This window comes from Spirosoma litoris, from assembly GCF_054776755.1.
Genome location: NZ_BAAHBI010000020.1, coordinates 508,404 through 531,014, shown reverse-complemented (window position 1 = coordinate 531,014; position 22,611 = coordinate 508,404). Strand labels below are relative to the sequence as shown.

Annotated in this window: 17 protein-coding genes; 14 read left to right on the top strand and 3 right to left on the bottom strand. The window is 46.9% G+C overall.

Annotation, left to right across the window (positions count from 1 at the left end; translation table 11 throughout):
- Nucleotides 1-39 precede the first annotated feature (39 nt).
- The 7 genes from ACYVGR_RS14235 (at nucleotide 40) to ACYVGR_RS14205 (ending at nucleotide 6,250) form a co-directional block, all read left to right on the top strand.
- Nucleotides 40-351, top strand: a complete 312-nt coding sequence (locus tag ACYVGR_RS14235) for a DNA-directed RNA polymerase subunit omega (RefSeq protein WP_460957702.1) — start codon at nucleotides 40-42, stop codon at nucleotides 349-351.
- A gap of 280 nt (nucleotides 352-631) precedes the next feature.
- Complete coding sequence (coaBC, locus tag ACYVGR_RS14230) at nucleotides 632-1,885, top strand: bifunctional phosphopantothenoylcysteine decarboxylase/phosphopantothenate--cysteine ligase CoaBC (protein WP_460957700.1); 1,254 nt, start codon at nucleotides 632-634, stop codon at nucleotides 1,883-1,885.
- A 69-nt stretch (nucleotides 1,886-1,954) separates the two neighbouring features.
- Nucleotides 1,955-2,860: a type IX secretion system protein PorD gene (gene porD / locus ACYVGR_RS14225; RefSeq protein ID WP_460957698.1), complete on the top strand. Its 906-nt coding sequence runs from the start codon at nucleotides 1,955-1,957 to the stop codon at nucleotides 2,858-2,860.
- A 121-nt stretch (nucleotides 2,861-2,981) separates the two neighbouring features.
- Nucleotides 2,982-4,649, top strand: a complete 1,668-nt coding sequence (gene recN, locus ACYVGR_RS14220; protein ID WP_460957696.1) for a DNA repair protein RecN — start codon at nucleotides 2,982-2,984, stop codon at nucleotides 4,647-4,649.
- A 92-nt stretch (nucleotides 4,650-4,741) separates the two neighbouring features.
- Nucleotides 4,742-5,200: a viral A-type inclusion protein gene (locus tag ACYVGR_RS14215; protein ID WP_460957694.1), complete on the top strand. Its 459-nt coding sequence runs from the start codon at nucleotides 4,742-4,744 to the stop codon at nucleotides 5,198-5,200.
- Complete coding sequence (locus ACYVGR_RS14210; protein ID WP_460957692.1) at nucleotides 5,166-5,837, top strand: SCO family protein; 672 nt, start codon at nucleotides 5,166-5,168, stop codon at nucleotides 5,835-5,837. Before ACYVGR_RS14215 ends, ACYVGR_RS14210 begins: the two co-directional genes overlap by 35 nt.
- The gene (locus tag ACYVGR_RS14205) at nucleotides 5,834-6,250 is read left to right on the top strand and encodes a c-type cytochrome (protein WP_460957690.1); all 417 of its coding nucleotides are present in this window, start codon (nucleotides 5,834-5,836) and stop codon (nucleotides 6,248-6,250) included. The genes ACYVGR_RS14210 and ACYVGR_RS14205 overlap by 4 nt, the downstream gene beginning before the upstream one ends.
- A gap of 142 nt (nucleotides 6,251-6,392) precedes the next feature.
- Here the strand turns inward: ACYVGR_RS14205 and lptC are convergent, their stop codons facing one another.
- From lptC to ACYVGR_RS14190, 3 genes are read right to left on the bottom strand one after another with little or no spacing between them, the layout of a single operon-like run.
- Nucleotides 6,393-7,007, bottom strand: coding sequence for an LPS export ABC transporter periplasmic protein LptC (gene lptC, locus ACYVGR_RS14200; RefSeq protein WP_460957688.1), 615 nt, complete (start codon nucleotides 7,005-7,007; stop codon nucleotides 6,393-6,395).
- Nucleotides 7,008-7,019: 12 nt separating this feature from the next.
- The gene (locus ACYVGR_RS14195; RefSeq protein WP_460957686.1) at nucleotides 7,020-8,324 is read right to left on the bottom strand and encodes an OmpP1/FadL family transporter; all 1,305 of its coding nucleotides are present in this window, start codon (nucleotides 8,322-8,324) and stop codon (nucleotides 7,020-7,022) included.
- The gene (locus ACYVGR_RS14190) at nucleotides 8,281-9,078 is read right to left on the bottom strand and encodes a type III pantothenate kinase (RefSeq protein WP_460957684.1); all 798 of its coding nucleotides are present in this window, start codon (nucleotides 9,076-9,078) and stop codon (nucleotides 8,281-8,283) included. The genes ACYVGR_RS14195 and ACYVGR_RS14190 overlap by 44 nt, the downstream gene beginning before the upstream one ends.
- 660 nt (nucleotides 9,079-9,738) lie before the next feature.
- Between ACYVGR_RS14190 and rho the strand changes: the two genes are divergently transcribed.
- The 7 genes from rho to ACYVGR_RS14155 all read left to right on the top strand — a co-directional run bounded on the left by rho (nucleotide 9,739) and on the right by ACYVGR_RS14155 (nucleotide 22,586).
- Entirely contained in the window at nucleotides 9,739-11,958 is a 2,220-nt protein-coding gene (gene rho, locus ACYVGR_RS14185) for a transcription termination factor Rho (RefSeq protein ID WP_460957681.1), read from the top strand.
- Between the two features lie 136 nt (nucleotides 11,959-12,094).
- Nucleotides 12,095-12,976 (top strand): sterol desaturase family protein, encoded by an 882-nt coding sequence (locus ACYVGR_RS14180; protein ID WP_460957679.1) that lies wholly within the window; start codon nucleotides 12,095-12,097, stop codon nucleotides 12,974-12,976.
- Nucleotides 12,977-13,668: 692 nt separating this feature from the next.
- On the top strand, nucleotides 13,669-16,734 hold the full coding sequence (locus ACYVGR_RS14175; protein WP_460957677.1) for a SusC/RagA family TonB-linked outer membrane protein: 3,066 nt from the start codon (nucleotides 13,669-13,671) through the stop codon (nucleotides 16,732-16,734).
- A gap of 25 nt (nucleotides 16,735-16,759) precedes the next feature.
- A complete protein-coding gene (locus ACYVGR_RS14170; protein WP_460957674.1) occupies nucleotides 16,760-18,184 on the top strand; it encodes a RagB/SusD family nutrient uptake outer membrane protein in 1,425 nt (474 codons plus the stop codon).
- Nucleotides 18,185-18,202: 18 nt separating this feature from the next.
- Nucleotides 18,203-19,627 carry an arylsulfatase B gene (locus ACYVGR_RS14165; RefSeq protein ID WP_460957672.1) on the top strand — a complete coding sequence of 475 codons (1,425 nt, stop codon included), beginning with the start codon at nucleotides 18,203-18,205 and terminating at the stop codon, nucleotides 19,625-19,627.
- A 34-nt stretch (nucleotides 19,628-19,661) separates the two neighbouring features.
- Entirely contained in the window at nucleotides 19,662-21,035 is a 1,374-nt protein-coding gene (locus ACYVGR_RS14160) for a sulfatase-like hydrolase/transferase (RefSeq protein WP_460957670.1), read from the top strand.
- A gap of 84 nt (nucleotides 21,036-21,119) precedes the next feature.
- Nucleotides 21,120-22,586 (top strand): sulfatase, encoded by a 1,467-nt coding sequence (locus ACYVGR_RS14155; RefSeq protein WP_460957668.1) that lies wholly within the window; start codon nucleotides 21,120-21,122, stop codon nucleotides 22,584-22,586.
- The last annotated feature ends 25 nt before the right edge of the window (nucleotides 22,587-22,611 follow it).

Sequence of the window (22,611 nt, the reverse complement as noted above, 5' to 3'; positions counted from 1 at the left end):
GGCGGCCCGGCTCGTAATTATTAAATCATAAATCAAAACATGGCCACAAATCAATCCATCATTACCCGAAATAACGATAAGATTGCCGCTCAAACGGGCAACTTATACGAATCGGTTTCGATCATCTCTAAACGTGCCCGGCAGATTGCCACCAAAAATAAAGAAGAGTTAAGCAACAAACTTTCCGAGTTTGTTTCGGCAGTAGACAACCTCGAAGAGGTTTTCGAAAACCGCGAACAAATTGAAATCTCGAAATTCTACGAGCGCATGCCGAAGCCAACTTCGATTGCTACGGATGAATTTCTGGAAGGCAAAGTTTACTGGCGTTCTAACGACGAAGCTCAGCAATAAGCTCGCTCCGTTTTCTATTTTCAGGACCGCACGGTGAATTTACCGTGCGGTTTTTAGTGTTTAAATTAGGCAATGCTCAATAGTAACTAGTGCTTTGACAGCATAGATTCTAGAGGATTCTATAGATTCTTTCGATTTAATCAATGGTGATTATCAGAGCAATAGAATCCCAAGAATCTCTAGAAACTAAATTGGACAAGTACTAGTCAATAACACGACACCCCTATTTTATTGGGAAGTTAATGACTAAGAGACTCTTGCCTATCGACTTCCTAAATCCATGTCAATAGCAGGGAAACATATCCTTGTCGGTGTAACAGGCAGTATTTCAGCCTATAAATCGGCCCTGTTAGTTCGCCTGCTTGTTAAGGCAGGAGCCGAAGTTCAGGTTGTTATGACCGAAGCAGCCCAAGCTTTTATTACCCCGTTGACTCTCGCTACCTTATCGAAGCGTCCGGCTTTGTCGACCTTTGTATCCTCCGAATCGGGTAACTCAGGTAATGGTAGCTGGAATAATCATGTCGAGCTGGGTTTGTGGGCAGATGCGATTGTTATCGCGCCCGCTTCGGCAAATACGTTGGCTCGTTGCGCAACAGGTTTATGCAATAACCTATTGTCAGCGGTTTACCTGTCTGCTCGATGCCCGGTATTTTTCGCGCCTGCTATGGATGTCGACATGTACCGTCACCCAACAACAGTCGAAAACCTGCGTCGACTCGAATCGTTTGGCAATCACATTATCCAGGCTGAACACGGCGAATTAGCCAGTGGCCTAATTGGAGAAGGCCGACTCGCTGAACCCGAAACGATTGTCCAATTGCTCCACGAGTTTTTTGAGAAAAAAGACAACCCTCAAGCAATAGGAAATTTAGCGGGGAAACGTGTTTTAATCACAGCGGGGCCTACCCAGGAGCCCATCGATCCCGTTCGCTACATTAGTAATCATTCGACCGGCAAAATGGGATATGCCATTGCCAATGCGTTTGCGAAGGCCGGAGCCATTGTTACGTTAGTCAGTGGACCTACTAGCTTATCAATCGCTCATCCAGGCATCCAGCGAATTCAGGTTCGATCAGCTCAGGAGATGTTTGAAGCCGCACAACTAGCGTTCGGTGAAGCCGACATCGTTGTGCTGAGCGCGGCTGTTGCCGATTATACACCAGCTCACCCTGCCGATCGGAAAATCAAGAAAAAAGAAACCTTCTTTTCCCTCGAACTCACTAAAACCACCGACATTGCTGCCACGCTCGGAAGCCAGAAACAACCCAATCAATTGATCATGGGATTCGCCCTGGAGACAGATAATGAGTATGAAAATGCAATAAAGAAACTTCAATCAAAGAATCTGGACTGGATTGTGTTAAATTCATTACGCGATGCCGGGGCTGGTTTTGGACACGATACGAATAAAATCACCGTTATTGACAAAGGGGGTCAAACACACGAATTTGCGCTAAAATCGAAAGATGACGTGGCACAGGATTTGGTGAACTTAGTTGTCAGAAAGCTCAACCCGCTGCAAAGCCTTACTTAAACATAATGCTATCTTTATCATTTGTTTATGACAGAGAAAAGGCATAATTTATATAGCAAATTATTACGGATGCGAACGGTACATACTCTATTTCTGCTACTCTTTTTTGCTGCCTTTTCTCAGGCACAAGAGTTGAATTGTCAGGTGACGATTAACTCTGATCAGTTGTTTGCCCAGCAGAAAACAGATTTTGCCTACGTAAGCCAGTTGAAGGGCATCATCACGGAGTTTATGAACAACCGGCGCTGGAGTAACGAACAGTTTGCCGTTAACGAGCGTATTAACTGCTCCATGAACATTAACCTGGTGAAATCATTATCACAGGGAGTATTCGAAGCCACGGCCCAAATTGTTGTCACCCGTCCGGTTTATGGTACCAACTACGAAACGACCATTTTCAGCTACGTAGACCGAGCCTTCAACTTTGTTTACCTGCCAACAACGCCGGTCTATTTTCGGGAAAATCAATTCTCAGACGACCTGACTTCGTTACTGGCTTACTATGCCAATGTCATTTTGGCCGTTGATTACGACACATTTAGCAAAGAAGGCGGGAGTCAGTTTATACAAAAAGCTTATAGCATTACGAATCTGGCCCAGCAGGGATCATCCAATGGGGCCTGGCAAGCTGGGGGTGACCGACGTAACCGGTATTGGCTCATCGAGAATCTTCAGAATCAGCAATTAATTCCTTTTCGCGATGGCATGTATACCTACCACCGCTTAGGATTAGATATGTTTGCAGGCAACCCCGTACAGGTACGAAAACAGATCCTCGATTTACTGGCAACGATTCGTACCATTGGCCTTCAAATGCCCAATTCGGTATTAATCAATTCGTTTTTTGATGCTAAGTCGCAGGAACTCTATAATATTCTATTCGAAGGAACACCTACCGAGCGTCAGAAAGCCTTCGATTTACTTTCGTATCTGGACCCGGCCAAGACAGAAAATTACCGAAAATTAATTCAGTGAGCGAACAACAACGACCACTATTCCTGTTACTTATGTATGGCTGCTTAGCCAATTTTGTAGCTTAATTCCAGTGCTTGCTCACTCAATAAGGATACCTGCTCACTGTTAACTGTTTCTGATTTTGTTATCGCATTTACTAATAAAAAACTATGCCCTGATTGACGAACTCGAACTCATGCCCGACCGTGAGCTGAATATAATCACGGGCGAAACAGGAGCCGGAAAATCAATCATGCTAGGCGCCATTGGGTTGCTGTTAGGTAACCGAGCCGACACCCGCGTTTTATATAATCCTGAACGGAAATGTGTTATTGAAGGTACATTTGGCGTAACTGGTTACGCCATTGAACGTATTTTTGATGAGGAAGAATTAGATTATTCCACTACCTGCATTGTTCGTCGGGAAATTAGTGTGAGTGGCAAATCAAGAGCATTCGTCAACGATACACCTGTCAACCTGGAAACCCTCCGTCGGGTAACAAGCCAGATGATGGACATTCACTCACAACACGATTCTGTTCTACTTGGGTCGAATGAGTATCAACTGGAAATTGTGGATACGTACGCCCAGAACGACAATTTATTACGCACCTATCGCACTGAATATCAAACTTATCGCACGAAGAAGGCTGCTTACGATCAGTTGCAATCGGAGGCCGCGTCTATGCGAAAAGAGTTTGATTACAATAATTTTCTGTACGAAGAATTAGCCAAAGCCCAACTACAACCCGATGAGCAGGAGTCGCTCGAACAAGAGTTGACGATCCTGGAGAATGCGGAGGAAATAAAGGAGCGACTACAACTCGCCTACGAATACCTCGATAATACCGAACAATCTGTCATTGATTTTTTAAAGGGTGCGGTTAGTAATCTGGCCTACATCAGTAAGCTATCGGATCAGTATGAACAATTGCAGCAACGGGCGCAAAGCAGTCTGATTGAGCTACGTGATTTAGCCGATGAAATTAGCACAGAGCAAGATCAGGTAGAAGTGGATGATGTTCGTGCGGAGACTATTCGTGAACGTCTGAATTTGTTGTATCAACTCCAGACCAAGCATCAGGTTAAAGATGTACAAGCCTTGATTGCTTTACGAAACGAATTAGCCCAGAAAGTGAGCAAAGTGCTGAACCTGGACGATGCCCTTGGCGAAGCCAAAGCACAAGCCTCAGCCGCATACGCTCAATTGCAAATCTCTGCCGAAGCCTTGTCGGCCTCCCGGCAAGCTGTCCTTGCTCCTATCGAGCAGGAAATTGGCACATTATTACAAGACTTGGGCATGCCAAACGCATCGTTAAAGATTCAGGCTGAAACAAGTAAACCAACCCTTACGGGTGTCGATACCATATCGTTCCTGTTCAGTGCCAACAAAGGCATGAAACCCCAGCAACTGAAAAACGTGGCTTCTGGTGGTGAATTTTCGCGATTGATGATGGCGATTAAATATATTCTGGCCAGTAAACGATCACTACCGACAATTATTTTCGATGAGATTGATACGGGTGTATCGGGCGAGATTGCCATTAAAATGGGCAATATGATGCACGATATGTCGCACAGTCACCAGATTATTGCCATTACTCATCTCCATCAGATAGCCGGCCAAGGCACTGCGCATTATTTCGTTTACAAAGACCACTCGTCCGATAAAACGGTTAGTCGAATTAAAAAACTAACGTTAGACGAACGCATCAACGAAATCGCCCAAATGATTGGTGGTAAAAACCCGTCGGCGAGTGTCCTCAAAAATGCTCGTGAAATCTTGAAAAAACGCGCAACAGTAAAGTAATGATGTATGGTATAGGATGTATGAGATAGATTCCCAAAATATATCCTATACCCTATGTCACACATTCTATATCAACACAATAATCCCCCCAAATGAACAAAACTACACAGACACTTGCCATCTTAATTGCCCTTAGCGGTTCTTTCTGGTCCTGTAATTCGGGCGAAGAGGCCGTTAAAAAGGCAGAAAACGAAGTATTTGCCATTCATGATGAGATTATGCCTAAAGTAATGGGCGATCTCGTCAAATTGAAAAAACAATTGAATCAGCGTGGCACATCGCTCGACAGCCTGAAGGCCAATGGCTCAGCCGCAGCCACCGTACGAGTCGATGAGGAGAAAGCACAAGTTGTTCGTCTGAACCAGGATTTGCTCGTTGCTGATAGCCTCATGAACAATTGGATGGCTCAATACAACGGCGATACACTCGCAAAACTCTCTTCCGACGAAGCGCTGAATTATCTGGCCGCACAAAAAGATCAAATTACGGATGTCAAGAAAAAAGTTAATACCAGCATTGAGCAAGCCAAACAGTTTTTGGGTAAAAAATAGGACCTGGATTGCCATAATTGGCTTTGTTGCTTTCCTATGGAGCTGTGGCAATTCGTCGACGGATAAACTGCCTATTCTAGGCCAGCGAGAAGCTGTTACCAAAATGGTGAATGGGAAAGAGCAGACCGACTCCGTTTATCAATCTATTCCAGATTTCAAGTTCGTTAGCCAATATGGCGACACGGTAACGGCCCGAACACTCGACAATAAAATTTATGTAGCCGATTTCTTTTTCACCAGTTGTCCAACCATTTGTCCCAAAATGAAGGTGCAACTAAAGCGGGTTTATGAGAAATTCAAGGGCAATCCAGATGTCATGTTGTTATCGCACACCATCGACCCAGCCCACGACTCGGTGGCTGTGCTGAAAGAGTTTGCGCAAAACTTAGGCGTAACAGGCCGTCAATGGCTGTTTGTAACTGGCGACCGCGACAAGATTTACGACCTCGGGCAAAGTAGTTATATGGTTACGGCGCAGGCAGATAGCACAGCCCCCGGAGGTGTCATTCATAGCGGTGCGTTTATTTTGGTCGACAAGGAAAAACACATACGAGGCATCTACGATGGCACAACCGAAGCCGGTGTCGATAAATTAATGACTGATATGACTCGACTTCTGGCCGAGTACAAACCATGATTCGACTCACCAGCCTTTTCGGCTTTATTGGTATTCTTATCGGCCTAGTATCGTGCCAAAGCGAAGAAGAAATAAAGCGGCAACGATATATTACGGAGGGGATTCTGATCTATAAAAACAATTGTGCCAATTGCCACCAGAGCAAAGGCGAAGGGCTTGCTTCGCTTTATCCGCCAATTGCTAAATCAGATTTTCTGAAAGACAAAAACAAGGTTATCTGTTTGATGCGCTACGGTCAGCAGGGACCTATAGTGGTGAATGGCAAGCCCTATAATCGTCCAATGCCTCCGCAACCACAATTAAGTGACCTGGAAATTGCCGAGTTAGCTACGTATATCTACAACGAGTGGGGAAACGAAACCAAATTGACAGATGTCAAATCGGTAAAGCCAATTCTGGAAGCTTGTAAATAATGTAGATCCCAGTTACCAAAACAGATTCTAGTGATGCTATGAGATTCTGTTGATTCTATTCCATGGATTCTTTTTTTTGATAACCACTGGAATAGAATCAACAGAATCTCACAGTATCTATAAAGATCTATTTAAAACGACTTTATATCCCGGTTTGTACGTTGAAAACACCGGTTACTTTCCGAATGGCGTATTTGGAGAAATCCTGATTTGCATCTAAGCCCATTCCATAGAGTTTTTCGCCCGTCAGTTGGCTCAGAATTGTCACCCGCTTATCCGTATATACCTTTTTCGAAGGAGGGCTCCAGGTCAGTTCAGGCGTAAGGAGTTTTTCCTGCTTTTGCTTGTTAATGACCACAACGTTACCCATCACCACATATATATCTTTCGCTTTATCGTAACGGCCAGAATCAGAGCGAATCGTTGTTATTTCATCGCCCATGGGGTTAAAAAACGAAATATTAACAGGATTGGGGTAACGTCGGTTTTCGTTAAGATAGCGGAGTTGTTTAGCCGTTGTCAGCTTCACTTTTAGTAAAGCGGCTTCACTATAAAGCAGCTTTACATCATTGATTTCTTCGATAGGACCACTATAGGGCTCTACTTTTTTAATCTGCTTACGTTCTCCGCAGGCCAGGAGTATTAATGAACAATGAATAATGAGTAATGAATAATAGAAAGATTTCCGAAGATACTGGCTTCTTATCACCAGCAAAATCATTTTCCTACTCGTCATTTTCCATTTTTCATTATTCATTATTCATTTCATTTAGTCAACAGCCCGCTTAATAAACCACCAGTCGTTCAACGAGAAGCCCAATGCAATCTGCACATAGCGCTCCCGAATTTGATTAGCCGTCAGCACACCTCGCTGACCCGCCACCAAGGCTAAGGTTATGTGGTTAACCAGGTTATACCCTAATGGTAGCGAAAGGCCGATACTCCCATTAATATCATTAATGGCCTGGCCCCCTATTTTATAGGGCATTTGGTTATACTGGAACCCTGCACGGTAGGTGATCAGATCACGATAACGGTTTGAAGTCGGTTTAGGCGTGTACTCAACCCCCGAGGCAAACGTCATTGCATCAACCAGACCGCCCGCTTTATTATCAGCGGTACGATACTCGCTCCACTTCTGAAGGCCAACATCAACGCCTACTAGTAATGACTGATTCGCCTTTTCCAGACTGATCCCAAAATGCATCTGCTGAGGCAAGGTTGCTTTACTGTTTGAGTTAAGTCGAATTGTATCGGGGGCAGTAATGGCAAGTCCAGACAAGGATGTTTGTTGATAAATATCTGTCTGCTGCGCTTTGATACGCGCTTTGGGGTCGTAGGTGGCTCCCAGATTAAGCGTCCATTTATCGTTTAGTTTAGGACGCCAGGCACCGCCTAATTTAAAGACAACATCGCTATAGTTGACCCGATTTAAGTGCGTCACCAACAAATCGGTCGTACTGGTAACTGCTCTCGAATCGGCAGAATTGGTAACGTTACCAAATAGGAATGACGCTTCTGCACCTAAATAGAAGTTATTCGTAATCCGATAGCCATTTGCAAACGTTGCTTTGTTCAAGCCACCACGCCCTGTGTAGTTATAGGCAGCCGCATATTGCGTACCTGGTACAGAGGTAATTTCCTGGGTATTGTAATTAACAAACGTATACGGCTTTAAACTTAAAGACATGTTCCAGCGGGAACTAGCCGGAAATGCTAATGCCAGATAGCCCAGATTTCCGGCCACATTATTTTGGCTCTGTTCTGTGTTGCTGATGTTCTGGCTAAGGCCCGCCGATTTTCCGATCAGACCTACTTCAAAAACGGTAAAGCGTCTTCGTTGAGCCAGTAATGCAGGATTTTGAAGATTCAGATAGAAACCGCTGGCATTACTTATCCCCACACCGCCCATGCCCATATTGGTCGCATTACCTGGACTGTACATTTCTCCGATACCCAGAGACGAATAGGGTGAATTACCCAACCCTTGCGCCAATACCATCGGCGATGTTGCGGCAACGGCCAGCAAACTATGCGTTAACGTCCGACGTATCCGCTTGTAAATTCTCAACATTATAGCGTAAAATTCGATTCAATCCAGTTAGCACCAATTCGGGCACTGCAAATATCGGCTGTTTAAGACGACTTTCAAAGGCAGGAGCATCGCCACCGCAAAGGATCACCCTAATATCGGGTCGTTCCTGACGATATACTTCGATGATTCCGTTCAGTTCAAAGGCCAGTCCGTTCATCACGCCACTTTGCATGGCCGCTCTTGTATTTTTAGCCGTCAAGTCAGGCCACTCCTCAGCGGAGTCAACTAATGGTAGACGGGCCGTTTGCTCATGCATGGCCCGAAAGCGCATATGTAAACCCGGCGAAATAAGCCCACCCTGAAATACAGCATCACGATCAATCAGGTCGGCAGTTAGGCAGGTTCCGAGATCCAGAATCAGACAGTCCTGATCCGGAAATAGTGTCATAGCACCTACGGCAGCTGCAACCCGGTCGGCTCCAAGGGTGTTGGGCGTGTCATATGCTTTGCGTATGGGTATGGGCGTTTGGCTGTCCAGTACCCAGAAATCAGTCTGTAATCCTACTAATCGAGTCCGAATTTCATCGGCAGGACGGCTAGTCGACGAAACCAAAACATGCTCACTGGTGCGGTTGGCAAGCGCAATAACCAGCTCGTCGGGTGAAGCATAACGACCTGTTTCAACCAGCATCGACCCAACAAACCAGCCGACTTTGAGGCTGGTATTCCCCCAGTCGATAACCAGGGTTGGAGAAATTTGCAGATTATGATAGGACGTATCTGTTCGATCCATAGTTGAAAATGCAACGCTCATGTAGCGAACAAAATTTATTCAGCCTTGAGGTTTTAAGTTTTTTTAACGACAGTAGCCACACTTTCCCCATTAGCAAGGGCTATCGTATATGACAACCGACGCTCACAAAAGAACTTTTGAACGTATGGTGTAGCTAGAACAAATCGGCATGATGATTGCCCGTTACAAAAGCATGAACTTTCGATTAAAATCTTTTTTTATTCAATATTCAGGAAACATTTCTGACAGAATAACGTTTCCTTGATAATACCGCAACAAAACATTACCTTTGTTACCATCAATCTAGTTGGCAGGTTTGGGTTCTTCAGAAATAGATACAACCCATAACTACAGCTGATAATCGCAACGGCGAACCGCCATTTTCCAAACGTTTTTAGTAAACACTACATCTGGCCCCACCAGACGGTGAAGTTTGGATCAGGCAATCACTCCAAGTTATATTTTTGGTTTATTTTTCAATACGTAATCACTTGAATTTGTTGAGGTTAGTTTGGTTTATTAATCAATAACCCCACAGCCAGACCAACCAGGTCTCTTAACGCGCCCATCAAAACAGCGGTTTCTTACTATCAACAATCCTCAACTTATATCCTTACCGCTCAGGCGGTCCTTTCAAGGTTTATCGCTAACCTGACCTCTATGTTTAAGAAAGAAGAATTAGACATGAAGCTTCTCTCCGAGCTTCACCCAATTGCCGAGCAATTTGGTATTCGTAATATCGCCAAATTCACAAAAGAAAAACTGGTTTACGAAATTATAAAACAACAGTCGGAACGTCCCGGTCCTGAAGAAACGGCTCAGCCTGAAGAAGCACCGAAGCGTAATCGACGTGTTAAAGCGCCCGCTGCGGTAGCTGATGCGGCTCCTGTTCAGGAAAGCCAACCTGTCGCCGTCGAGGTTACACCTGTGCCCAATAGCACACCGAGTGCCCAGCCACGCCAGCGTATTAAACGTGAACGTGTCGAAACCAAACCAAGCGTAGCACAGGAAGTAGCGCAGAGTGTTCCTACTCCGGTAGTAGAAACGGCTCCAACGCCTGCACCTGAAATTAGCACCCCGGCAACTCCTGAAAGTGTACCTGCGGAAACGCCCGTCGCAACAGAAGCAGCCGCTCCTATACAGACAACTACGCCTGTTCCGCAATCTCGCGTTAACCGTGAGCCCGGTCAGCGGAATGGTCAATTTACCCAACCCAATCGGAACCGGATCGAAAACCGACGCGATAGCGACGAAGGAAATTCATCTACCGATCGTTCATTCCGACAAGGCGCCCCTCGTAACGATAGAGATCGAAACGCCCGCCCTGATCAAAATCAGCAGCGGAACCTACGTCCAGATGGACAACGGGATAATCGGCAACGCAACGATGCGGGTCAAGGCTCAAACAATCAACGGGATTTACGAGACAATAACCAGCGTCGCGACCAACGTCCAAGAACCCAGCGGGTTGTTACGGACGAAACAGCCATAAATTACGGCGGTCAGGCTGACGATGAGTTCTTGACACCAACCGTTGTTTCGGAAGAGAATGCAGCCAATATGCAATCGACTGCAGAACCAACCGCAGTTGCTACCGATGCAACCGTTGAGCAAACAACGACTCCTACCGAAACGCAAGCGGATCAACCTGCCCAGGCAGAAGGTGGTCAGGCTCCCCAACCCCAATTGAACCAACCCGCTCGTGAAGCTCAGGAATATCAAAACCGTATTCGTCGGCAGTATAACCAGCACATTCGGGAGTTCGATGGTATTATCGACAACGAGGGTGTTTTGGAAATTATGCAGGACGGTGGCTACGGCTTCCTTCGTTCAGCAGATTATAACTACCTGGCTAGCCCCGATGATATTTATGTCTCGCCCTCGCAGATTAAATTATTTGGTCTGAAAACTGGTGATACGGTACGCGGTGCTATCCGTCCGCCCAAAGAAGGCGAAAAATATTTTGCTCTCCTGCGCGTATCGACCGTCAACGGGAAAACAACCGAAGAAATCCGCGACCGGATTCCATTCGAATACCTGACTCCCCTTTTCCCCGAAGAGCAACTTCATCTCAGCAACCGACCCGACAATTATTCGTCGCGGGTGCTGGATTTATTTGCGCCGATCGGAAAAGGTCAACGGGGCATGATTGTCGCTCAACCCAAAACAGGTAAGACTGTTCTGTTGAAAGAAATTGCCAATGCCATCACCCGGAATCACCCAGAAGTGTACTTAATTGTACTCCTGATCGATGAACGCCCTGAAGAGGTGACCGACATGGCCCGTAGCGTGAATGCCGAAGTGATTTCTTCCACCTTCGATGAGCAGGCCGACCGTCACGTAAAAGTATCGAGCATGGTGCTTGAAAAAGCCAAACGCATGGTTGAATGCGGCCATGATGTCGTGATTTTGCTCGACTCAATTACTCGTCTGGCACGGGCGTATAATACGGTCGTTCCTTCATCGGGCAAAATTCTGTCGGGTGGTGTCGATGCGAATGCACTTCACCGACCTAAGCGATTCTTTGGGGCAGCCCGTAATGTAGAAAATGGCGGCTCGCTGACCATTATTGCTACGGCGCTGATCGATACAGGTTCGAAAATGGATGAGGTTATCTTTGAAGAATTCAAAGGTACCGGCAACATGGAACTCCAATTAGACCGTAAACTGGCTAACAAGCGGGTTTACCCTGCTATTGATGTTATGGCATCGGGCACACGTCGGGAAGATTTGTTACTAGATAAAGAAACACTACAACGTGTCTGGATTCTTCGTAAGCACATGGCCGATATGAATCCGATGGAAAGCATGGACTTCCTGCTTGGCCACATGAAAGGCACCCGAAACAATGAAGAGTTTTTAACGTCGATGAACCGGTAAAAGGTTTAATTTTTTAAACACAGAGAGCACGGAGAATTGCACAGAGTTCACAGAAATATAAATCTGTGTGCTCCATGTAATTCTCCGTGCTCTCTGTGTTTAAAAGATAGTAACTTGCATAAAAGTCAGAAAAATTATGAGAGATCTGATTCAGTATGCTATTCCTGGTTTTGTGATTCTACTGGTTGCGGAGGTATTGGTTACAGCTAAACAGCAAAAAGATTATTACGACGCCAAAGACACGGCCAGCAGCTTGTCGATGGGAATTGGCAACGTAATTATTGGATTCGTTGGTAAAGCGATCGTATTTGGTGCTTATTCGCTGGTCTATCAATTCCGACTGTTCACAGTTGATATGACTCAATGGTGGGCCTGGGCAATCCTGTTTTTTGCCGATGATTTTAGCTATTACTGGTTCCACCGGATCAGCCACAGTAGCCGATATTTCTGGGCATCACACGTGGTGCATCACTCGTCCATGAAATACAATCTAGGTACGGCCCTGCGTCAAACCTGGACAGGTAATTTATCAGGCGCTTTCATTTTCTGGATATGGCTTCCCTTAGTTGGCTTCTCGCCCATAGCGATCATGACCATGCAGTCAATTAGTCTGCTGTACCAGTTCTGGATTCACACCGAACTCATTGACAAGTTTCCTAAACCGATTGAGTTTATATTCAACACACCCTCCCATCACCGGGTACACCATGGCTCCGACCTTGATTATCTGGACAAAAACCACGCGGGTATCCTCATTATCTGGGACCGTATGTTCGGTACGTTTGAACTAGAGCGGAATCGGCCAACCTACGGTCTGGTCACCAATGTCAATTCACATAATCCCGTCCGGATTGCTTTTCACGAATGGGTAGCGATTGGGCAGGACATTCGTCGGGCAAAATCACTTCGGGCTGCCTTGGGTTACATTTTCGGACCTCCCGGCTGGAGTCATGATGGTTCACGAAAAACGACGAAACAACTTCGGGAAAAGAAAGAAGAAGTTACTGAGCTTACTTAAGCCGCTCATTAGAGCTCTTCCCATTTCATGATTAGCCTCCTTTCTGGGTAAAAGCAAAGCCAGACTCAAATAAATTCTATTCTGTAGGAATAGTAGTCTATAACAGTATATCTCGATAGAGTATTAGGTAAATAGCTGTTTATCAGATTTTTGCAAAAATTCTTGGAAATAGAAAAATCGCTAGTCACCTTTGCCAATCAAACTACAAGAGTAGCGCCAACTGCTCTGTGGAATAAAGCATATATATGAAAACAGTCAATCTTTTCACTACCCGTATCCATTCCGGCTTTTATAAAAACAGAACCCTTTCTGTCTTTATAAGCTGTTGCTGCTAAGCCCTTACGTAGCCATAATTCCCTTTCTTGCCAGGTCTACGCAGTTACTTCATCGCTCTAGGCCCTTCATCAATTTACCTAGTACAGTCATTTAATTCAATCTAGTTTACTAATTTATATTCTATAAATCCCATAGGATATATGACCATTTTTCACTTAAACTGTTATGACTACCTGACAACCCAAAATACCAGCGGCAGTAATTGCCACCAGCTCGGCACATAAAAAATCCGGAACGGCGCCAACCGTCCCGGATAGTCACAACAAGACAGAAACTGCCGAAGCAATTCTCAGAGCCTTCAGATGCTACCAACATCAGCCGGCCTGTCTCATTTCTCACGTAACCAATGCAAAGTAATGATAAAAACTCTATCGGGCCGCGTCCGGCTTCTTTGGGGATTAAGTCTGTTAATTCCGGCTGTAGTATTGGCGCAGCCCATTCCGCCAACCATTAATACCACGCTCAGCGGCCGAATAACCGACCAGCGAACAGGTGAACCTCTTATTGGAGCTACCGTCTTAATCAAAGGAACAACCAATGGAGGAACGGCCGACACCAACGGCCAGTTTACGCTCAAAACGGGCCAAAAACTTCCATTTTCACTGATTATCAGCTTTATTGGCTATCAGTCAAAAGAGATTATTGCCGAAGGTAATCCAGTCAATATTGAACTGGCCGCCGATTCTAAACAACTCTCTGAAGTTGTTGTGATTGGCTACGGTACGGTGCGAAAAACAGATCTGACGGGTTCCGTATCGTCAATCAATACCGAACAGATTAACAAAACCATCAATTCATCGCTCGATCAGGCGCTGGCGGGCCGGGCAGCCGGTGTTCAGGTAACCCAAACCTCGGGCCAGCCAGGTAGCGCCATCAGCATTCGGATTAGGGGTGGCAATTCAATTACAGGTGGTAATGAGCCCTTGTATGTGATCGATGGTTTCCCGGTTTATAACAATAATACCGATGCAAACGCTGGCGTTGTCAGTGGCCCAAGCATCAACGCGCTGGCCAGTCTGAATCCCAGCGACATTGAGTCGATGGAGGTGTTGAAAGATGCCTCGGCCACAGCGATTTATGGCTCGCGAGGTGCCAATGGAGTTGTTTTGATTACTACCAAAAAAGGGAGAGCGGGCCAAAACAGCATCACCTATGAGACCTATTATGGCCAGCAGAGTGTTCTAAAAACCGTTGATGTACTCACGAGCGCCCGCGATTGGGCCCTTCTAAAAAACGATGCTCGGGCTAATTCAGGGAAAGCGCCTTATTATACCGATGCCCAACTTCAGGCATTAACTGGTGGTACTGATTGGCAAAAAGAGGCCTTTACATCGGCCCTGATTCAAAATCACCAACTGAGCATGTCGGGTGGCGACGATCGTACGCGTTATGCAATTTCGGGAAACTACTTTAAACAGGATGGTATTCTCCGCCATACGGACTTCGAGCGTTATTCTATTCGCATCAACCTCGACCGTGATTTCTCGGCAAAATTCAGAGTTGGGACAAACTTTACCGCTAGTAAGGTTTCTGCACGGATTGCCAATGCGGGCATCGTGAATGCGCTTTTGTCCATGCCACCTACGGTTCCTATCCGGACTGCTACGGGCGAGTACACCTACCAAAGTGAATTTGAGACACCGCTGGGGAATCCCATCGCCACGCTCGAAAAAGAGATCAATAAAACAACCACCTATCGTCTGTTAGGCAACGTATTTGGCGAATACACGCTGGCCGAAGGGTTGGTGGCTAAAATCTCGTTTGGCGCCGACATTATTAATAACAAACAGAATCGCTATGTACCGTCTACGATCTATCAGGGAGCTAATGCAAGTGCAACAGGCACGGCCTCTGTAGGTAGTAAGTTTGCGTCGAGTTGGCTGAATGAAAACACGTTAAGCTACAGCCGTAGCCTGGGTGGCCGGCATTCGATCAATGCGGTTGTTGGTTATACGCAACAGGCTTACCAGAACGAAAGCGTTATAGCTGGCTCGCAACAATTCGTTACCGATCAACTGACTTACAATGACTTAGGCAGTGGATCAGTCTACACGCAACCTTCTTCCAGCGCGACTCAATGGGCCTTAAATTCATTTCTAGGGCGACTAAACTATTCGTTCGATCAGAAATATATCCTGACTATCAGTGGGCGGGCAGACGGTTCTTCCCGTTTCGGGAAAGACAAGAAATGGGGTTATTTCCCATCGGCGGCATTTGCGTGGAACGTGAGTCGGGAATCATTTTTAGCCTCAGTACCTTCGGTTAGCAACCTGAAAGTTCGGCTGAGCGCTGGTATTACCGGAAATCAGGAAATCGGGCAGTATTTATCGTTGGCGACTTTAGCAACGAATACGTATTTCTTTGGTAATCAGACGGTAATTGGCTTTGCTCCGAGCCGAATTTCCAACCCTGATCTGGGTTGGGAAACAACCGCCCAATACGACGCGGGCATAGATTTGGGCTTATTTAAGAATCGCCTGAGTATCGTTTTTGACGCCTACTACAAACGAACTACGAATCTGCTCCTAAACGTGCCAATCCCTTACACAACTGGCCAATCGACTTCTTTGCAGAACTATGGAACGGTTGATAATAAGGGCATTGAACTGGGCATTAACTCGCAAAATTTACGCGGCAGATTTTCTTGGAATACCAATCTGGTGTTCTCGCTTAACCGCAACAAGGTCGTCAGTCTGGGCGATGAAGCCAGCTACATTATCTCGGGGGCCAATATTGCTAAAGTGGGCGAACCGCTCGGCTCGTTCTACGGCTACCAAACGAATGGTCTTTTCCAGACTACTGATAATATTGCTGAGCTGCCCACCATTGATCCCACGAAAACTAAACCCGGCGATCGGCGGTACGTCGATATCAATGGCGATGGGAAAATCACCCAAACCGACGACCGGACGATTATTGGCAATGCTCAGCCCAAGTTTATTGGCGGCCTGACGAACAATTTCTCGTACGCAAACTTCGATTTGAGCATTTTCTTTCAGGGTTCGTACGGCAACCAACTGTTCAACCAGAACAAACAGCAGCTTGAGCTTCTGACCGGTCAGCAGAATGCCTCTATAACGGCATTGGATCGGTGGACGCCCACCAACCCAAGCAATACAATCCAGCGTGCGTTTGAAGACCCCGCTCCCGTTAATACAAGCCGGTATGTGGAAGATGCGTCGTATTTGCGGCTTAAAAACCTATCGCTGGGGTATCATCTGCCTAAGAGTATTGCTTCGAAAATTCGTTCCAGCCAGGTTAGAGTATACGTGACGGCTCAGAATCTGTTCACCTTCACGAGCTATAGCGGATACGATCCAGAGGCGAGCCGCAATGAGCAAAGCACCCTCAATCTGGGTATTGACTACAGTGTATATCCCAGCAGCAAGGCGTATCTGGCTGGCTTAAGTATTTCATTCTAATCGACTTAACGTTTTTACCATACTCATGAAAAAGGCACTGATCCTGTCAATTGGGCTGTTGGCGCTGGCCTCCTGCACCGATTTAAATGAGAATCCCCAGGCCCTGCTCACTGCAGAGCAATTTTATAAAACCGAAAGTGATGCTATATCGGCCGTGAATAGTGTGTACAACGGCGCCCTAAACAATGGCGGCCTGACGATGTACAACCGTCTGTTTCATCTGGCTTTCGAAATCATGTCGGATGACGCCATTGCGGGTCTTCGGGTGACCAATGCCGACGTTCGCTCCATTGCCGTGCTAGCACATTCGACCACCAACGACCGCGTCGATGAACTGTGGAAGGAAAGCTATACCGCCATTAATCGCGCCAATATTGCTATTGCGCGCATTCCGGCGATTTCAATGAACGAAACCCTACGAACCAGGCTGGTTAACGAAGCTAAATTTCTGCGGGCATTGACTTACTTCACGCTGGTGCGTTTGTGGGGCGATGTTCCGCTCGTTCTACAGGAAACCGGTTCATTAGAAAAAGACGCGATTCAAGTAAGCCGCACGCCAGTCGAGCAGGTTTACCAGCAGATTATCAGCGATTTGACCGATGCCGAAGCGTTACCTAATTCGTACAGCGGTACCGATGCAGGCAGGGCAACGGGTGGTGCTGCTAAAGCCATTCTAGCCAAAGTTTACCTAACCCGGCAGGAATGGAGCAAGGCCGCTGCCAAAAGTCTTGAGGTTATCAACGGCCCTTATGGGTACGATCTGTTCGAAAACTTCGCCGATGTCTTTAATGTGGCCACCAAGAACGGGAAGGAGCATATTTTTTCTGTTCAGTGTAAATCGAATGTCAATGGTCAGGGAAATCGGTTGGCGTCGTCGGCTACGCCGGTGGGCATTGCAGGTGTTGCATCGGCTGGTACCGACGAACCCCAACCGGATGTCTATAAACTGTACTCGGCAACCGACAAACGACGGGATGTTACCTTCTTCACCTCGCTGGTTAGCCCAACGACAGGAAAGGCTGTTACGTTTGATCCCCGATTTTTCAAATATTTCGATCCAGCACAGACAGCCAACCCAACCGAATCGGCTAAGAATATTCCCGTCATCCGGTTTGCCGAAATCCTGCTGATTTACGCCGAAGCGTTGAACGAAGTGGGTTCACCCACCACAGAAGCGTATACGGCCATTAACCGAGTACGAAAACGGGCGGGCCTTCCCGCATTAGAAAATCTGACTCAGTCGCAGTTCCGCGAAGCGGTCTATACAGAGCGTCGGCTAGAGTTGATGTTTGAATTTCAGCGCTGGTTCGACCTCATCCGTACCAAACGCATGATTACGGCCCTGCATGTAGCGGGCAAGCCAAATGCGGCAGAAAAGCACTACCTCCATCCCGTTCCACAACGGGAAATTGACCTTAACCCCAAACTGACCCAAAATCCGGGCTGGTGATAAACCCCAATTCTTCCTATGAATCGTCTGCTAGTAAAACATATCTCGCTCCGCTGGGCTATAGGGCTTACGTTCTTTGCCCAACCCCTACTCGCCCAACGGCCAAATACGCCAAACATCGTTATCGTTGTGGCCGATGATTTGGGGTGGAATGATGTCGGATTTCATAACCCGAAAATCATTTCGCCGAACCTGAATGCGTTGGCGAAGAAAGGGCGGGAACTCTCCCGATTCTATGTAGCCGCTATTTGCAGTCCCACCCGATCGGGTTTACTCACGGGCAAATACCCCGATCGGTTTGGTATTCGGAATGAGGTTATCCGGCCCAATACCATTGGTGGCTTACCGCCCGAAGAGCAAACGTTGGCCAATGTACTGGCGAAGGCAGGTTACGACCGTCGGGGTGCATTTGGGAAATGGCACCTGGGTCATTCCGATGCAAAATACCATCCATTGAACCGGGGGTTTACGTCGTTCTACGGCCACTACAACGGTGCCATTGATTATTACTCCCATTTCAGAAATGGTGCGCTCGACTGGCACCGAAACTTCGAAACCAGCGCCGATACAGGTTATTCTGTCGATCTGGTGGCGCGGGAAGCTGTCAAGTTTATCAAGGAATCGCCAGGTTCGAAACCCTTTTTAGCGTACGTGGCTTTCAACGGGGTTCATGCTCCGCTTCAGGCTAAGGCAAGTGATTTGTTGAAAAATGGCTACGACCCATCGAAACCACAGGAAGGGTTCACAAGTGGTGGCGGTCAACCCGGTGAATTCAACACCCCTGATTACGGCAAAAAAGGGAGGGGTAATAATCTTCGGCAAACCTATACCGCTATGGTTACCGGTATGGACAATGCACTGGGCCAGATTCTGAAAGCCATTGATGAAAAAGGCATTGCCGATAACACGATCATCTGGTTTCTGAGTGACAATGGCGGAATACCCACCTTTGGCGGCAACAACGATCCGTTACGAGGTACCAAACATACGGAGTGGGAAGGCGGAGTTCGCTCTTCTTCTGTTGTTTATTGGAAAGGCAAAATTGAGGGAGGCCAAAAGATCAATGAGGTGATTGGCTTCATTGATGTACTTCCTACGCTAACTCGGCTGGCGAAGGCACCCAATATTCCTAAAACGGATGGTATCGACGTAATCCGCGCACTCCAGGGCGAAACATTGCCCGACCGGACCCTATTCCTGGGTCATGAGGCTGTTGTGACAAAACGATGGAAATTGAATGAAGGACAACTGTTCGATCTTAGTCAGGATAACTCCGAAACAACGAACGTAGCGGCTTCACACCCAGCCGAGTTTACTCAGTTAACGAATGCGCTCGCAGACTTCAAAAAATTTGTTATTCCGTTCCCTTTTCCTTCTCAACCCAAAGGCTGGCTTCCTCCCGAAAATTGGACTGTACCGGGTGCACCAACGGCAACTCGGTAAGTCGGCTCGCTCAGGGGTAAAATCAAATTAGATTATGAAAAATTGCTTATTTCTATTGGGGCTTCTGGTACTTACGCTATCAGTCAGCGCCCAATCAACAAAACCGGCTCCGGCCAAAAAAGAATCGCCTAATATCATTCTGATACTGGCCGATGATATGGGAAAAGAGTGCATTGGCACCTATGGCAGCACTTATCAAACGCCCATTATCGACCAGCTCGCTCAGGACGGTCTGAAGTTCAATTACGGGTTTTCTCAGCCGCTTTGTACGCCCTCTCGGGTTCAGCTCATGACGGGCAAATACAATTACAAAAACTACACGCAGTTTGGGTTTCTGAATCAGAATGAGAAAACCTTCGCGCACCTGGCTCGGGATGCGGGTTACACAACAGCTATCGCGGGTAAATGGCAATTGGGGCCAAATCAGGGACTTCCGAATCATTTTGGCTTCGATAATTACTGTTTATGGCAGCTAACCCAGCCTCGTAAAAAAGGCGAACGCTACGCTAAACCACTGATTGAGCAGGATGGCAAACTCCTCACCAGCACCGACGACGATTACGGCCCGGATATTTTTGTAGACTACCTGCTCAATTTTATCGAAACGAATAAAGACCGGAAGTTTTTTGCCTATTACCCAATGGCGCTGGTGCACGAACCGTTTCTACCCACTCCCGACAGTAAGAGTTGGAAAACTAATCCTGCCGGGCGACAAACCAAAGACACGCTTAACTTCCGGGACATGGTTGCCTACACAGATAAGAACGTGGGCAAAATTATTCAGAAGTTGAAAAAGCTGAATCTGTACGAGAACACCATCATTATTTTTACGGGCGACAATGGTACTGGCCATGAGGTCATTACGACGCTTAAAGATGGCACCCGAATTCCCGGAGGCAAAGGGCTTACCCTTGATCGGGGCCATCACGTTCCGCTGATTGTCAATTGGGGAAGTAATCGGTACAAACAGCACGAAACCAACGATCTGGTTGACTTTACGGACTTCCTGCCCACATTTGCCGATATCATGAATGTGTCTGTCCCTAAAGCCTGGAATACAGACGGTACTAGTATTTACCCCCAGATCAAAGGCGAAAAAGGGAAGCCCCGCCAATGGATTTTCTCCCATTACAGTCCTATCCATTCGCCAGCGGTCGACAAGCATTCGGCTCGATTTTTCCGGGATCATCGCTATAAACTGTATCAGGACGGGCGTTTCTACGATTTAAGTCAGGATCTGGAGGAAACCAGTCCCATTGCTCTTGGTAAAGGTTCGCCCGAAGCGGAGAAAATCCGGCAAGTTTTTGCAACTGAGTTCCGTAAACTCCCCCCCTGGAAACCCGGCGATCCAGGGCAACCCAAGTCCATTCTGCCCGGTCTGGAACCGCTAAAAAGCTTCACCGAATAAGCATCCAGCAACTATTAGATCAAATCATTTATCCCTTGTGTGACCCCGATGGGGTCACACAAAGCAACTCTCTCTTTAATCGCTATGAAAAAAAGTTTTGTAGTTCATCGACTGACTAAACTTGGTTACAATACTCTTTGTGTCGTCGGGCTGTTAGGACTGACAACGTTAACTGGTTTTAAACCAGACGAACCACCTACTAAGGCTAAGAAAAAGTACAACGTACTCTTCATTGCTGTCGACGATCTAAACAATGATCTGGGTTGTTATGGAAACACATTCGTACAATCGCCGAATATTGATCGATTAGCTAAACGGGGCGTCAAGTTTGATCGGGCTTATACCCAATACCCGCTTTGCAGTCCCAGCCGCTCGTCCTTATTGACGGGTTACCGTCCCGACAAAACCGGGATTTACGAACTACAGACGCACTTCCGAAAGAATCTGCCTGATGTAGTAACCCTGCCGCAGTTGTTCAAAAATAACGCCTACTTCAGCGCGCGCATTGGCAAGATTTTCCACTATGGTGTACCCGCGCAGATTGGCACCGATGGCCTCGATGATCCTATTTCCTGGGATAAGGTCATTAATCCCAAAGGGCGCGATAAGGTCGAAGAATCGAAGATTAAGAATCTGACTCCAGGTCGGCCACTGGGTAGCGCCCTATGTTATTATGAAGCAGAAGGAACAGACGATGAGCAAACCGATGGCCTGATTGCCAACGAAGCAGTTCGGTTATTGGAGCAAAAAAAAGACGAACCGTTCTTTCTGGCCGTAGGTTTTTTCCGTCCTCACACACCCTACGTTGCGCCTAAGAAATATTTCGACCAATATCCGCTGGACAAAATCCCGCTTCCTAAAGAGCAGGCCAATGATCTGGATGATATTCCGGAAGCAGCTCTGTTCACAAAACCTCCTCACTGGGGACTTGGTGAAGCCGAACGACGGGAAGCACAACGGGCTTACTACGCCACTATTTCCTTCATGGACGCTCAGGTTGGCAAGTTGTTGGATGCGCTGGATCGTTTGAAACTGTCAGACAACACCATCATTGTACTCTGGAGCGATCACGGCTATAACGTTGGTCAGCATGGCCAATGGATGAAACAAAGTCTCTTCGAAAACTCGGCCCGTGTACCCCTATTAATTTCTGTGCCCGGTGGAGTGAGCGGGAAAGCCTCCGGCCGAACGGTAGAATTAGTGGACCTCTACCCTACCCTGGCCGACTTATGTAGCTTACCAGCACCAGCTGATCTGGCAGGCAAAAGCTTAACGCCCTTACTCAAAAATCCGAATGCATCCTGGGCAAAACCAGCCTACTCGCAGGTATTACGGAATAAAATTTTTGGGCGTAGTGTCCGCACCGAACGCTGGCGCTATACCGAATGGGACGAAGGAAGAGCTGGCGTTGAACTCTATGACCACCTGACCGACCCTGATGAATTCACGAATTTGTCTGGCAAACCTGAACACAGCGCCACGGTAAAAGAACTGGCGGCTTTGCTACAGAAAGGGGCTGTTCACACGGCAGAAAAAGTCAAATCAGAGTAATCATTTAGAAAGACTTACTTAGCTT